Source organism: Paenibacillus sp. FSL R7-0026 (genome assembly GCF_038004485.1).
GTDB lineage: Bacteria > Bacillota > Bacilli > Paenibacillales > Paenibacillaceae > Paenibacillus > Paenibacillus xylanexedens_A.
In genome coordinates, this window is sequence record NZ_JBBORG010000001.1 from 902,734 (window position 1) to 918,628 (window position 15,895).

Sequence of the window (15,895 nt, forward strand, 5' to 3'; positions counted from 1 at the left end):
GATGGAGTTGAGAGAAATGAAGAGGAGCATCACATCATGGCGTTTGCGGCGTCAGATGATTGGCTTGCTGGCTGTACTAATTGCTGTGGCATGTCTGAATGGATATACAGGTGTATCCGTTACCAAAGCCGCTGGAACTGGACAAGTGACGGTATCGGGAGCTGAAAAAGTGTATCAGTCTGCGGCGCAAGCTGTTTTTTACTTGAAAGCGTATCGCAAGGACGGAACGCTCAAAACGGTAGGTACAGGTTTTCTGATCAGTAATGGTAGAGCACTTACAGCAGCCCATGTTGTAAAGGACGGGGTTTCTTTCGAGGCTGTATTTGAAGATGGTTCCATTGAAAAGATAACGGTTCTGAGCGATGACACGGAAACCGATGTGGCTATGCTGTCTGTGCAGAATAGTAAAAAACGTCCGGTCCTTACCCTGTCAGGGGACAAGAAGCCTGCAAGATATGGGCAAAGATCGTTCGCAATCGGTTACCCGCTGAAGGATGGCAAGATCATTACGGAGGGCATCGTCAATGCACCAACCGCCGAGGTGAACGATGTCATTCGCTTGCTGACTTCCGCGCAGGTGTCTGCGGGCATGTCGGGTGGTCCTTTGTTAAATGAAGAGGGTCGCGTGATCGGCTTGATCTCCGGTTCGTTCCGGACAATGACTGGCATTCATATCTGTGTAACGATCGAAGATATTCGCAAGCTGATGAAGAAGTCGAATACATAACGGGGAAAAAGGGGAATCTCGCATGTTCAAAAAGTTATCAATCTGCCTGCTTGCTGCCTTGCTGACGTTGACGTCTGTGAGCTGGCCACACCAGCCGACCGTTTCGGCAGCTGCGGAGTACACGGATATTCTTATTCCGAATGGCGGCGGCAAAATCATCAATCGGGAAGACATGTCTTCCTGGAACAACAACGTGAAGAAGGACGAAGCGAACAGCTTTGGAATATTTGCTGGCAAGGCACAGGGGGTATCCACTGATTTAAAGAATGTAAAATCATTGGGACCGAGTTACATGACTTTTGAAAAGGGTTTTGCAATGGATACAAGATTCATCGGAACGATTAACGTTCAATCCAATCCCGTCTTGAAGCGTCTGGCTGAAAGCGGTGATGCCAAAATGCTATTGAAAATCAAACGTCTTACAGGATCCTGGACGATGGCAGCTAGTTTGGATGTTTCCGTTAATGGAGGTTCCAAATATAGGCAGGGTGCAATGCAATCAGGGGCCTCCGTAAATTCGTCATGGATTTCATTTGGCGCTAATGATACCATTCAAATTTCGATTACGGGGTTTACGATAGAGAACATCGACGACATTGAGCTCTATTTCGCCGACATCACACCTCCTACATACAACGGCAATACACTGACCCATACGGGGGCAGTTCGATTCAATGCCGATCCTACAGTACAAAAGAATGAATTGTTCCTGAAGCAAGGAAGTAACCTCAACCTGGCGCTGAACTTCAGCGAGCCGGTGTTTCCAGATTCTGCAGAGAATGCCTCTGACCGGATTGATGGCAAATTCAGCTTCATGCGTACGGAATTATTCAGTAATCCGGGTGGAGACGGCTTCGATCCGTCCGTATATTATCTAACGAGCGCAGATAACGGATACAGTGACTTTTCGCAGGGTGGACTGGATCGGAACATTCATGCACGCTCCACTTTTAACCTCCGGTATCAGGCTGCGTTAAATGATAGCACAGGCAACATTTCTATTGATCCGAAGCGCCTGATCGCGCCCTCCGAGGAGGACCGTCCAACATTGCTGGAACGGATGAATGCAGCGGGCTTCATCGATGGTGCGGGTAATCCCGTTGCAGCTTTTAATGGCATTGGAACAGTTCCTTTTGCCGATAACGCGAACCCGAGCGGTACGTTCCGTACCATTATCGACGCACGCGTACCGCAGTACTCAGCTTCCCGCAACGGCGTGCAGCCTGAAGTACTAACGGGACTTGTGCTGAACAAGGGCGACGTTGTTGATTTTACCGTGTACCTTAACGAACAGGTGATCAGCGCGTTTACCCCGACCGAGGATACACGACTCAAGTTTGCCAATGGCATGACTGCTGCATATGTCGGCGGCCAGAACACGAATACATGGACGTTTCGTATGACAGTGCCAGACGGCAAGAGCATTGAAACGTCATTGCTGGAGACTGCTGCCTTGGAGCATGCCAGCAATCCTGGCGACGGAAAGGCGTTGACGGACTACGCCGGTAACGTGCTTACTGAGCCAGTCAAGAAGATTGATTGGGCTGGATTGTCTGTGGACAATACGGCACCTGAAGTGAATTTTGTCTATGAGAATCAGGACGGAGAAGTCATTCCCGAAGGACAATACGTAGGAAATGGATCATTCACGATCAATGCATTCGATCCGGACTTGAACGGTCAGACGAGCAAAGGATTGTTCCGTCCAGGCAGTGGTTCAGGGCTCGTGTATTATGTGCTGAACCAGAGCCCGAATAATCCCTTCGCTGGGCAAAACGACAATTTTGCCGCAGTGAAACGGTATTCCCTGACGCAGAAGCAGCCTTCCGATGAACTATATGCATCTGGTTTCCAGGACGTTGTACTGATTACCGGACAGAATGGCGTGAAAGTAGAACTGCCGGATGACGGCACAGGTTTGAACGGGAACTGGTATTTGCATACATGGACTGCCGACATGAGTTGGGACTCGGCTCGTCAACGGATGCAATACGACAAAGGCAGCAACGAACGTGCAGCTTACCTTGCCCAACATCCGGATGCGACACCTGCCGAACTGGAGGAATATTATCGCTCAAGCATTCTGCCGAATCTGTCCGATTACGGCAATACAGTACAGTGGCCTTTGGCCGATTTCAAACAGGATGATTCCAATTGGTCGTACCATGTCGGCCTGTTGAAGATTGACAATGACGATCCAACCGTCGAAGTTGCGAACATCGTGGACAATAACTCCGACAATGTGAAGATTACGGTTAAGGCCGCTGATCCGACTTCTTCTATTAAAAATAACAAGGTGCAATACCAGTTCGTGGCCGTGGGCAAGAGCCCTGCCGCTTCTGGGTGGCAGGATGCCGAGCTGAACGCACAAGGTGAAGCTGAGATATCAACATTGAATGATCCGGCGATCTCCAAAGGTGGACAATACGAGCTGCATGCGAAAGCCGAGGATGTGGCAGGTCATTCAGCGACAGCCGATCCCAAAGCAGTCGATGTGCTTGTCATCTCAACCAAGTTCAAAGCCTATCCGGGCACTTATGCAATCAATGACGGCCCCGATTTCACCGTAGCCGGTGTACCGATCGATACGATTGAATATCAATATAGTGAAAGCTCTGAACGTCCTGTGGGCAACAGCAAATGGGTTGCTTTTGAGGATGAACCGAAGGAAACAAAGCTGGGGGATGTACCCGCCGAGCGCTACAGCTTCCCTGCCGACAAAACGTTGAACGGGACCTGGTACGCCCATGTGCGCATCAAGCAGCAGGATACGGGACGTTATTACTACTATTATCAGGAGTACAAATTCGACCATCTGCCACCTGTCACGAAATTCGGTTCGCAGGGTTATCTGTATCCGATGCCAGAGCAGACGGTACAGATTGATGTGTCTGACACGTTGGTGGACTTTAACGGCGTAGCAGCCAAGAACATTCGTTACCAATGGATCAAAGTGGTTGACGGGCAAGACGAGAAGGAACCAGATCCGGAAGGCAAGGGCTGGAGCGTGTCCCCTGCGGATCGTTTGATCACATTGCAGGTAGACAACAAAAAGGACAACGGTAATTACCGTCTGTACGTCCAGGCCAGCGATAGCTTGGGTAACAGTAAGCTTTACCACACAAGTGGTCTGTTCTCCGTGTTTTATCTGAGCAGTGAACCACCTGTTGGTAGCGCGCGTTTGATTCGGACGGAAGGTCCAGGAGATGACGGGTACACCGCCATCATGGAACTGACGGTTGATGTGCCAGCACAGGAAGGTTACTTCTACTCCGTTTCCACCAACGGTGGAGACAATTGGAGCACTTGGCTGCCGTATACGAACTATGTCGGCGTTCCTGTTGATACAAACGATTCGGGACAACTCAAGTCACAGGTTCGGGTCAAATTCAAAGGTTACTACGACAATATCAGCGATATCGTAACACCTGAGATCGAGCTTCAGGATGCCCCTGCATATGGACTTGCTTCATTGGAGCAGATCATGCCGGTTCGCGGAGGCGAGAAGGTGCAAGATGGTGGGAAGAACGAAGGACAAGAGATCCTGTTCGACCTCGTTGATGGCAAAACCGTGAAGCCAACGAACAGCAACCCGGAAATGCCGGAAACGCTGGAGGCGAACAAACGGTTCAAAATATACCGCAACGGAAGTTACTCCTTCACCGTGAAGGATGGCAGCAATACAGCAACCGTGTTCATCGTCGTCTCCAACTTCGATGATACGCCGCCAATGGTAAACGTGAAGTATTCCACGATTGCGGCAACGAATGGCACGGTTAAAGTAAGTCTGCAATCGAGTGAACCGATCCGCATCACCAATCTGCCGACGTCGTCCAGAACGTTCCGCGAGAACGGAGAATTCACGTTTGAGTACGAAGATGCGGTTGGCTTTACGGGTAGTGTGACGGCAACGGTGAGCAACATCGATACCACGCCGCCGGAAGCAGATATTGTCATGCACTACAACCATCCCGATCTCAAAGCGTTGATCCGCTACGTTAGTGGTACTGCTGTCGTGGATAGCGCGGGTGACGGGTACAATGCAAACGGAGAATTTACTCATTTCGCAGCACCGACAACAAGCAATGTGATCGCGTCTAATCTGATTGTGGCGCAAGTGCTGCCGAAACTGGGACAAGTTCAGGATTATCAGGTGGTCTCTAATAACTTAGGGACGAACCAATCTTCATTGGTCATGACTTCGGGCAGTAAAGCACGCTTCTCATTGGCAGATGCCGCAGGGAACAATGCAAAGCTGGAATCCGATGCGATTACAACACTCGTTGGATCGATCCCGGCTGTAGAAGAGATTACGATGGTTCGAGTAGACAACGACGGACAGACCATCGATGACAGCAAGCTGGTGCAGATCGGGGATCAAGCCTACTCCAAAGGCAAAGTGCGTGTAGGTCTTGTGATGCCATCATCTGTAGTAGAAGGCAATACGATCTATGCGGGGGCAACCCCGGTAGCAAACTTTAGCGCCGACTACGCCAGCAATGGCGAGCATTCGATTTTACTTTCAGACGTACTTGGTAACAAGAAACAGGTCAACTTTACGATTGCGGGTCTGGATAACACGGCACCAACGATCCGTCTGAACAAAGCTTCCACAACGGTTCTGCAAAACAAACCAGGCTTTGATCTGGTCACCGATCTGGGTGGATACACAGTGAGTGACAATCTCACATCTGCGGAGCAGATTCAGGTGACGGCTGCTGAATACGTGCTGGAAGGCGGACAATACGTGGAGAAACCACTGAACCTCACGGTGACGGGTAAACACACCATTCGTTACACCGCGAAGGACCAACTCGGCAATGCAGGTTACGCGCTGCAAACGGTGTTTGTTCGTTCGACAGATGGCATGTTTGTTACGGCCAATGGCATTCCGTTGTCGGATACCGAATCCGAAACAGCAATCGTGAATACAGGTACGGTCACGTTCAATGTGAACAACTTCCGTACGATCGAGACTGCTGGCGGAACCAAGCTGGAGAACGAACTCGGCACGTACGATATTTATTATTTCCCGGGTCTGGTGCGCGAAGGACAGATGAAATACATCGCTACCCGTGTGACCTATAAGGAACTGATCAGCAAAGACTTCAAGATTACACTGCCCAAAGCAGGATGGTACACCATCATTGTGCAAAATCAGGAGCGCGAACGCGTATACTCCACGCTGCTTGTTAATCGGGCCAATTAGAGAAACGGAAGGGGTTCACCCATGCGACGGAACAAAATCATTCGGATAATCGCAACGTTGATGGCCATGGTCATGCTGATCAGCGTCTTGCCACTTCACATCGCGGCAGCGGCCGTATCCTCAGCGGGAACGACATCCATTAAGAACGGATTTATCAAAGTAACAGTGGACAATGCAAGTGGGCGCTTCAGCATTCGTACAGAAGACGGCCAGCCAATCCGCAAAAAGGATAACGGCGTGGATATGATCTTTGGTGGAGATAACCCGGAGACGTCGTTCACAACATTCCGCATCAACGGAACGGATCTAATCTTTGGTAATCCGTACAAAATGGCACCGAACTGGACCTCGGAGGTTACACCTCCAAAGGTCGTTACGGGAAATGACGGTACCCAAAGCCTGGTTACCGTATGGACCGTTCAAGGTATTCGCATCAGCCAAGTGATCACTTTGCTGTTGAAGGAAGACAAGGATCAGGGCGGTAATGCGCGTGTTCAATATGTAGTGGAGAATACGACAAATGCCAAGGTAGAGATTGGGTCACGTGTATTGCTGGACACGTCGGTTGGTGGCAATGACGGCCCGGCCTTCCAGATCGGGCAGAATTATTCCGTTCCACTTACGGTGGAGCGCAAACTGGTTCATGAGCCAGAGAAGCTCGGTTATGACAAAAACGTGGACGAGCAGGCATACAATTTGCATAAACTGCCACCGTACTGGGTGATGCGGGACAAGCTTGATCTGAGCAATCCTCTGGCGACAAATGTCATTGCCTATGGATTCAACAACTTGTTCGAGGGCGGTATTAACATCGTTGATGAAATGGTAGTAGGCCATTGGGCCAATCTCGCCGGAACGAAATGGGAATATGAACCGGACGAGAATCTTGATTTTACGCAGGATACAAATGACTACGGTACAGCCGATACGGCCGTGGCTTTCTATTGGGAGCCTGATACGGTTCAAGCTGGCGCGCAGCACTCGTATGAACTGGTGTACGGTTTGGGAGAGATTGTATCCCCGGAGAAGGTATTTGATGTTCGTTTCCTGGATCCAACGCAGAAATTGGAGACCAATGAGGAAGAGACGGGTTACGTTAATGACGGCGTGTTCGAAGTGAACACGGAGATCGAGAACCTGGAGATGTTCAACACAAACCATAGCCAGATTGATGTGACTCTGACACTGGAGAACGGTCTGAGCTTTGTGGATGAGAACGGGAAGGAACTCAATGCAACAAGCCAGAAACTTACCTTCCGCAAGGATGTTCCGCCGGAACAAGCTGCACAGGGCATTGAATTCATTCCGTATAAACCAGGCGAGGTCGTCGCAGCCAAATGGCGAGTGAAGGGTACAGGTAAAGCTTGGCCTTCAACGCGCCAATATATGGTGACGGTGAGCAGCCCGGAGACAGAGAAAAAGCTGGAGACGGCTGCTCAAGAGAGCGAGGGGCTGCCGGAATCGGAAATTCGCGCAATCTATGAATCGTCAAGAGCAGGTTTTATTTTCCTGCCACCGGTTGGCGAATTAAGAGAGACGTTGGTCTACGCCATGTCACCGGAGGAAGCGTACAGCAAGGACGAGAAGTACATCACGCTGAACGTGTCCAATATCGCTGCCTACAATGTTGGTAATGAAGCAACGTCTACCGCTGCCAACTTTGACATGTATCTGGTGAACGTGAAGAACGGGGATCGTTACAAAGTGCCGGTGACCCGTTCCGTAACATCCCAGCCACTTGGAAACGGGTTCGCGGGAGATTTGAAGCTGGTATATCGTGGCGGGGAAAAGGTGAAGGCGGACGGCACAACGCTTGAAGTGCTGAACGATGCGTTCTTGCCGCTTGGGGAATATGCCGTGCAAGTGGACTATCGGAACAAGTCAATTCCCGAGCTGGCTGAAGCGCTGAGCTTCAAGACAGACCAGACTTTTGCCATAACCGAGAACGAAGAGAACCGGGTTCGCAAAGCCGGAATTCTCGCTGTATATAAAACTAAACTGGACCTAAATGCAGGTGCTGGTGAGAAAGCGACGTTTGCGAGCGTGCTGCCATGGACGTATGGTAACCTGACGGACGCGCAGTTCAAAACAAAGCTGGATCAGGATCGGGCGAGACTGACTGCTGCCAAGCAGGAAATGGTAGCAGCTTCACGCAAACTGGACCCTGCTCTCGATGTAGCTGGAGCCATCGATGCATCGGCTTCGCCGGTATATGCGGTCCAAACATTCGAAAATGAAGCAGCATTCGAAACGTTCAAAAAAGGACTTGATGATGATACCGAGCAGGAGGTTGTTCTGGAAGTGCGCGGTAAGATCGTGCAGTCCGGTACGGGGGCAAACGCCCAATATACGGTTCAATCGGATACTGAACCTGCGATTCTCAACAAGAGTGTAGCTTACAGCGGGAAAGACCTCACCATTTCAACGGGGAATTTCCCGCTCGCCAAAGACTTGAGAGCAAATACCGACACGCCGTTCTTGCAAACCCTCTTTGTGGGTGGCGATGGTACCCTAAGCGTGGCGAATAGCGGTTTCGTATTCCATTCCGGCGAATGGACCGTTGATTTCTACAACGGATTCGATAAGTCACTCGGAACGGAATCGAAGCTGACGGATGAAGAGCAGGCATGGGAGGAAGGACGCAATCCGGAAGACCCTACCCTGAACGGAACCTTGACTTGGGCTAACGGTATGCTGGGCGATGCGCTCAATCCATACCGCAATCTGCTTGTCTCCTATGTGTACTTTAATAAACATACGTTATTTTCAACACCTACCTTCTCGCTGAATGGCTTTGGGTTGAAACTCAATGACTTTGTGCTTCGACAGGATGGGGTGTCCTTCGGTGGTGCAATGAAGATGTTTATTGTAAATGGGGAAGTAAGCAACGTTATGTTCAACCAATCGGGCTTCGTGGGCATCGATTCCTCACTGGCGTTTGAACTGGATAATAGAATTGGTTTGTTCAAACCGGACTCCGAGGATAGCGTAAAAGGCGGTATCAATGTTACGCACTATAAAGACCCGAACAAATACGGCGTCATGAATTCGTACGGCGTTAACTTCGAGGCCAAACTGGAGAACTTGTTCTCCATTAGTGCGGAGCTTGCTTTTAAACGGGTTCCCGATGGACGAATTATTCCCGACGTCATTGCTTTTGGATCGGACCTTCCTGATCCGGGCATCATGATCAATCCGGCTACCAAAATCTCAAGTATTCGCGGCGCAATCCGTGAACTTGCGATGACGATTGCCGGTGGTACCGAGCGCTTACCGCTGACGCTGGAGGCAGGCATCGATATGGAGCTGGGACAGAAACCAGCTGTTTTCTCAGGTAGTGTAGACCTGACGCTCAAAGCTACCGGATTCAAAGTAGTGGGCAAGCTCGGCTTCGGTGAAGGCAGCAAAGTCATTCCGATGCTGACAGAAGCACTGGTTCAAACCCAATGGGCCAGTCCAATGTTTATCCGTGCGCGGGCACAGATTGATGTTGGTGGTTGGGATATCATTGTGGGCAGTGCCAGCCTGTTTATCGGCGAGAACCTGGAGAAGGGACGAGTCGATTTTGAAGGCATGGTCAGCTCCAAAATACAAATACCAAGTTCAGTGCCGGTTGTTGGCGGTTTAGGATTTGGAACCCGTGCAGGCGTTAATAACGATGAGCTGTGGGCGGGGATTTCCTTGTTATTCCTCACCCTGGGCATCAAATATTACTGGGGCGGCGGCATCTCATTCATGACCGATGGATCGGCATTGGATAACGAGGCACTCGCACACCTGTCGATTAATGATCCAGAACAGGGTCCGCGCCTGTTACAGATCGGAACGGGAATAGAGACGCTTGCGACCTCATGGGAGAATGAGGAGCCGGAGCGTTACGAGATTCGGTATACCGCCGTTGGGGACGGCATCGATATGATCGAGGACAGCTCGCAAAACCTCGGCATTGGCGGCATTCGTACGTCCAATGGAGGGAAAACGCATGTGATCCCGATGAGCGGAGTGACAGGGGATGCGCTGCTTGAATTGGAGTATTTTACAACAACCAGACCTACCCTGACTCTGAAACGTGACGACGGAAGCACGTACAATATTGTGTACGGAGAAGCAACGGATCGGAACGCAACGGCGTTTGAACAGATTATCAAAGCACCTAAAGAGGGTGATCTGAAGAGCGACGGTACAACAGTGACCAAAAAAGAAGAGCTTCAAGGAACCGATATCCGTCGGATCTATGTTGCGATTCCACAGGACGATGCAAAAACGGGAAGCTGGACGCTGACGTCCAGTCAATCGGTCAAGTCCAAGCTGATGAACATTCCGGTACTTCCGGAACTGTCTTCGACGGAACTTGCGATAGATACACAGGATGCGGACCAATTCACAGCAACCTGGACCGTGGACAACGCTTCGCCTGGAGATACGGTTGATCTGTATCTGTCTTCGGAACGTTTGCAGGCAACACCTACACCGGACGAATCCATTGATCCAGGGATCATGATTGCCAAAGGAATAGAGATCGAAAGTGCCGATATTGGTGCTGACGGTCGTGCATCCGGCGAGATGACCTTTGACGTGAAACAGATTGCGTACCTCGGCGGAGCAGACCTTCGTGGTTTTCTGCAACAAGGCACATATTATCTGCGTACGGAACTGAAAACGGACATGGCATTCTCTGTTTTATCTTCACAGGAAGGTTATACGCTCGTAGATCCGTTTGCTCCGAACGCCGTGCCAGTGGTGGAAACGAGAAGCATCGGTAACGGGCAGTTCGAGGTGGCCTTCCCGGCGATCACCAAAACAGCTGAAGAAGAAGCAGAAGAGTTCACTTATATCCTGACCGCTTCGGATGAGCAAGGACATCTATATGATCCGTTCGGCGAAGAAGGATACAGTGAATCCGACTTGAAAGCTACGCTCAAGGATGGCAAGTATCATGTGACCGTAGGTGGATGGAATGCACTAGGAACGCCTAAGCTGGGTGCGGACGGCAAAGTGCAGCGTAATGCAGACGGCACCATTGCCATGGAGGATAAAGAGGTACGCCATTCCGGACTGGAGCCGGGCAAATCGTATCGTATGGGCGTTACGGTCGCACGTAAACCGGCTTCCGACGAGCAAGCGAATCTTCGTTTATCCACAACGACGTATAGCGGGTCGAAGCTGCTTCCTGCCCCTACAGGGCCAGTGCTTTCGCTCGATAACAAACAAGTGGTTAACAATAAATACGAGGTTATTACAAGTTCGAATCAGGTAACAGTGAACGCGGCTTCGAATCAGCCAAACGTGGTTGTAGAGGCTTCGACGGACGATGGTTCGATCGGCACTACTAACCTTGCAACAACAGACAAGCTGAAGTTCAACTTTGAGGTAGATGGTGTATACGCAGTCCAGCTCAAAGCTCGTAATACTAACACGGGGGATACGTCAGTTACAATGCTGTATGTCACGATTGATACGACGGCTCCGATGATCTATCTGGATTCGCCTTCACAAGGCGAACGGGCACAGGGAGGCGTTGCGCTCGTACAGGGTACAACGATGACCGATGCCGAAGTGACGGTAACGGATGCCGATAGTGATCAAAAATTGGCACAGTTCAAACCGGACGAGAATGGAGTCTTTAAACATGAGGTGCCGATTGATGCGAACCGCATGAAGACCCGTCTCCGAATTAAAACCGAGGACGCGGCAGGCAATGTGAACTCTGCCCTTGTTGAGGTGTTGAACGGCGACTTCAAGCTGCCGCGCAGACTGAAACTGGTTATGCCGGAAGAACTTGTTGCCGGTGGAGAACAAGCTGCGGTTCAGACTTATGTGGAGTATACGGATGGAACTCGTGAACTCGCAGACAACAACAGCATCACCTATAGTGTGGTTATGGGTGAAGCGAACGCAGCCGTTCAGGATGATGGCCTTCTTGACGGAAAACGTGTTGGAGCTGCTCTAATCCAAGCCGATTATACATGGCAAGGTACGGAGCTTAGCACGACGGATATCGTATCCGTTGTTGCACCGAAGACGGGAGCTGCACCGCCGGATTACATGGATACGATCAAAGCATCCACAATCGGCACGGGCAAAAAGGGAGAGACACGTGTCTCGATCAGCGCTGCCGGACATAAAGGCAACATGGTTGGCAGTGAACTGGCATACCGGATTTTCACGGAACAATCGCAAGTGATGTTGCCAACATTTGAACAGGATATCAGCGGATGGAACACGCTGCCTTCCGATAAAGTCATCAAAGCAAAACCAGGCGAGTGGGTTGTTATCGCCAAACGAACAACGAGTGAGCCAAAACTCACGACAGCATCCTCTGCTGCGGTGAAGGTGAATGAGCGGATCTCTTCAAGTGTGGAACCAAGCGAGCCAAGCTTGGGCGGTAGCAAACCACTGGCATCGAATGTGCCTGTTGGTCCGTTAACGGTGGGTGGTGTAGCGATCGATAGTGCCATTGGAGGTCGAGACCTGAAGATACCTCTGGAACTGGACGCAGTGCAGAAGGATGGATTGTTGCTGGTCGATGTTACGCCAGGCGTAAGTGGCCCAACCGTGGTTGCTCATCCTGTGCGAGAAGCGCTGCTGGATGCAGTCAAGCAAGGTCAGCGAATTCGTTTGCACGTTGCGGGCCAACTGGAGCAACTACGCTTCGAACTGGATGCGGATCTGATTAAACAACTCGCTGCCAAAGACATTTCGATGGATCTGGAAAGCGATTGGGGCAGCTACCGTTTGGATTGGAATGCCATCGATCTGAACGCACTTGAAGCAGCTTTCCCGACGCAAAAGGCCGAGGATATCAAAGTAAGCTTAAATGTAGGTAAACCGGATCAGGCATACGAACGGCTTGCTGCGAAGCTTGCCAGTGAGGGACGTACGATTCCAAGAGGAACCCCGGTTGCCTTCAACATGACGGCAAGTGACGGTACCAAGTCAATCGAGATTGATAAACTTTTGAAAATGACAACCAAAGAACTGTACCTGCCGGTCGGAGAGGACGAGCGCTCCATATCGACCGTGGTCGTTCTTGAGTCTGACGGCAGCTTGCGGCATGTGCCTACTCGATTCGAAGTGCGGGAAGGGCGGATGGTTGCCATCGCAAGCAGTCTGACCAACAGCGTGTACTTGCCGATCCGATATGACACTGCGTTTAGCGACATGAAGGGCCACTGGGCAAGCGAAGCAGTTCATGATCTGGCATCACGTCTGGTTGTGAATGGCGTGTCGTCTGCTCGTTATGAGCCTTCGCGTAGTATGACTCGGGCAGAGCTTGCTGCACTGATGGTGAGGGCCTTTGGCCTGAAACCAGACACAGGCGCAAGTTCACCATTCGCAGACGTTAAGGCAGCAGATTGGTACAACGATGTGGTGCAAACAGCAACTGCCTATGGCCTCATGACGGGCTACAGTGGTAATCGTTTCGGTCCACAGGATGCCATGACACGTGAGCAAGTGATGGTCATGCTGATCCGTGCATACGAGATGGCAGGACATACTGCGCCAGCTGTGAGCAGTGCAGCTATTAGCCTTGAGGGTTATATCGATGCATCAACGTTGTCTGATTGGGCCAAAGACAGTGCCGCACAAGCGGTGAAGCTGGGTCTGATTCAAGGCAAATCGGCAACGACACTTGAGCCTAAAGCTCCGGTAACTCGTGCCGAGATGGCAACTCTTGTCCGCAGATTACTTGTAGAACTGGATTTGCTGTAAACATGAAGTTGTTGATTTGAACTGGAAAAGCCCGAAAGTCATCATGACTTTCGGGCTTTTTTGTATCTTTTTTATGAGCAGGGTTATTTCAATATGCTGTACGTGAATTCATACCCACCCCGTAAATTCCAATATCGACGCTTTTGCAGACTGTGCTTCCGTATGAGCGCCTTTGCGCCAGGCTTTGGGTGATTCTCCCATCAGTTTGGCGAAGCAGCGGTTAAAGCTAGAGATGGATCGGAAGCCGACCTGCTCGGAGATGGACAGAATGGAGGCCTCCGTGCTTTTCAGTCGCTTGCATGCCTCTTCGACCCGGGTACTATTCAGAAAATCGAGCGGTGTGGTTCCCATAATTTCATGGAACTTGCGGCGAAAATGCGTTGTACTCAGATGACACAGTTCAGCGAGGTAATCGATGGTCACGGGCATCATATAATTTTTGGTGATAAACTCCAGCACGGGTGAGATGACCAAGTCACCTTGAAGGTCCCTTTCCTGATCTTGCGCTGACCAGCTCTCGTTACTCGCATGAACTCGAAGCAGTTCGATATATAGAGACATCAACAAGCCGTACGCGCTCTCTCGATAGTAGGGGGACTGCTGCTTCATTTCTTCTACGATTGATGTTGCTAGTGTATGAATTTTGGGATACTGTTCCTTATTCAGAATGCAATTGGTTCCCTGAATGGCCCATAAATTCGGTTCAATATGAGTTTGGGCTGTTTTGAGCGAATGGCGGAAGAGCTCTTCCGGTGAAAAAAAGATATAGGCCCACAGGCTGGCGTTATTAGGCGAACTGTATGTGGTATGCGGAAGATAACGGGGAATGAACGTGATGTCGCCTGCCCGAAAAGGTACAGATTCCCCCTTAATCTCCATGATGCCTCCATCCGAATAACAGATGCCAATCTCCATGTGGTTATGGAAATGAAGATGCTCACTCTTGATATCGGATATTCTCCAGCGGTCTCCACTGAGTAAAAGGACAGGAAAATCAATGGGCAGACTGTAGTGACGATATTCAATGACCGGTTTCTTCGGTTTGGGCATTTTCGAGGACTCCTATGTATAAATGATTGAAATTGCACAGTTTTGTTGCGAATATGCTTAGATTGAGACTATTTTACTGCGTACAATGGAATAAGTAAAGCGTTTACAAAAATGGACGGACACCTCTCAGGGCGCACTTGGGGGCGTGTGCGCAGGGAGAGGGGAATAACAATGCTTCAAGTGAAATATGACAGGGAACAGATTCTAAACGTAATCGAGAGCGTTACCAAGAAAACACTGGATATGGATCTGACATGGGATTGGCCTGGTGGAGTGGCTTATTATGGTGTATCCAGAGCCTATCAAACGACAGGCAACCAAGAGATTCTGGACAGGCTGGTGAAATGGGCGGACGAATATATCGAGCTGGGTCTGCCAAGTTGGACGGTAAATACATGTGCCATGGGCCATGTGCTCATCACTTTATATGAAGAAACCGGGGATCAGAAATATTGGGATATTGTCCTCAGCAAAGTCGATTATCTCCAGAACCATGCGCTTCGCTTTGGAGACAATGTGCTTCAGCATACGGTATCCGTTTCCAATGATTTCCCCGAACAGGCTTGGGCGGACACCTTGTTTATGGCGGCATTTTTCCTGCTCCGCGTAGGTAGCAAATTAAAAGATGAGGCCATGATTCAGGATGCGCTGAATCAGTATTACTGGCATATCAAATACCTGCAGGATCCGAGCAGCAGTCTGTGGTATCACGGTTATAACAATATCAACAAGGACCATATGTCCGGATTTTACTGGGGAAGAGCAAACGCTTGGGGAGCCTATACGATGTCTCAAGTAAAACCTCAGCTCAACGACTGGTACCTGTATCCGCAATGTATGGATGTAGAGTGTGCACTTCGCGATCAGTTGGCGGCTCTCAAGCTGGTGCAGACCGAGAATGGCTTGTGGCGTACGGTTCTGGATGACGAAGATTCGTACGAAGAGGTGTCCGCTTCCGCGGGTATTGCAGCAGCCATGATCAATAATGGCAATCCACTGCATACGAAATATGTGCAAAAAGCATTGGAAGGCATCCTGAGCAACATTAGTGAAGATGGGCGCGTGCTTGGTGTATCTGGTGGTACGGCGGTCATGAAGGATCGGGATGGTTATCGCAATATTCCAAAAGACTGGATTCAGGGCTGGGGTCAGGGCCTGGCACTCGCTTTTCTGTCCGATATGTTGAGATAGGGAGG

The 15,895-nt window shown here is 50.3% G+C and carries 5 protein-coding genes; 4 read left to right on the forward strand and 1 reads right to left on the reverse strand.

What is annotated here, in order from left to right; genetic code table 11:
* The first annotated feature begins 16 nt into the window (after positions 1-16).
* Genes MKY44_RS04170 through MKY44_RS04180 form a run of 3 tightly spaced genes read left to right on the forward strand, consistent with a single transcriptional unit; the run spans position 17 to position 13,649 of the window.
* Positions 17-727, forward strand: coding sequence for a S1 family peptidase (locus tag MKY44_RS04170; RefSeq protein WP_341006121.1), 711 nt, complete (start codon positions 17-19; stop codon positions 725-727).
* A gap of 22 nt (positions 728-749) precedes the next feature.
* On the forward strand, positions 750-5,936 hold the full coding sequence (locus MKY44_RS04175; protein WP_341006122.1) for a hypothetical protein: 5,187 nt from the start codon (positions 750-752) through the stop codon (positions 5,934-5,936).
* A gap of 21 nt (positions 5,937-5,957) precedes the next feature.
* Entirely contained in the window at positions 5,958-13,649 is a 7,692-nt protein-coding gene (locus tag MKY44_RS04180) for an S-layer homology domain-containing protein (protein WP_341006123.1), read from the forward strand.
* Positions 13,650-13,757: 108 nt separating this feature from the next.
* Here MKY44_RS04180 and MKY44_RS04185 read toward each other — a convergent pair whose 3' ends face one another.
* On the reverse strand, positions 13,758-14,699 hold the full coding sequence (locus tag MKY44_RS04185) for an AraC family transcriptional regulator (RefSeq protein ID WP_341006124.1): 942 nt from the start codon (positions 14,697-14,699) through the stop codon (positions 13,758-13,760).
* A 171-nt stretch (positions 14,700-14,870) separates the two neighbouring features.
* On the opposite strand from MKY44_RS04185, the gene MKY44_RS04190 reads away from it, so the two are divergent.
* Positions 14,871-15,890 (forward strand): glycoside hydrolase family 88/105 protein, encoded by a 1,020-nt coding sequence (locus tag MKY44_RS04190; RefSeq protein WP_341006125.1) that lies wholly within the window; start codon positions 14,871-14,873, stop codon positions 15,888-15,890.
* Positions 15,891-15,895: the final 5 nt, after the last annotated feature.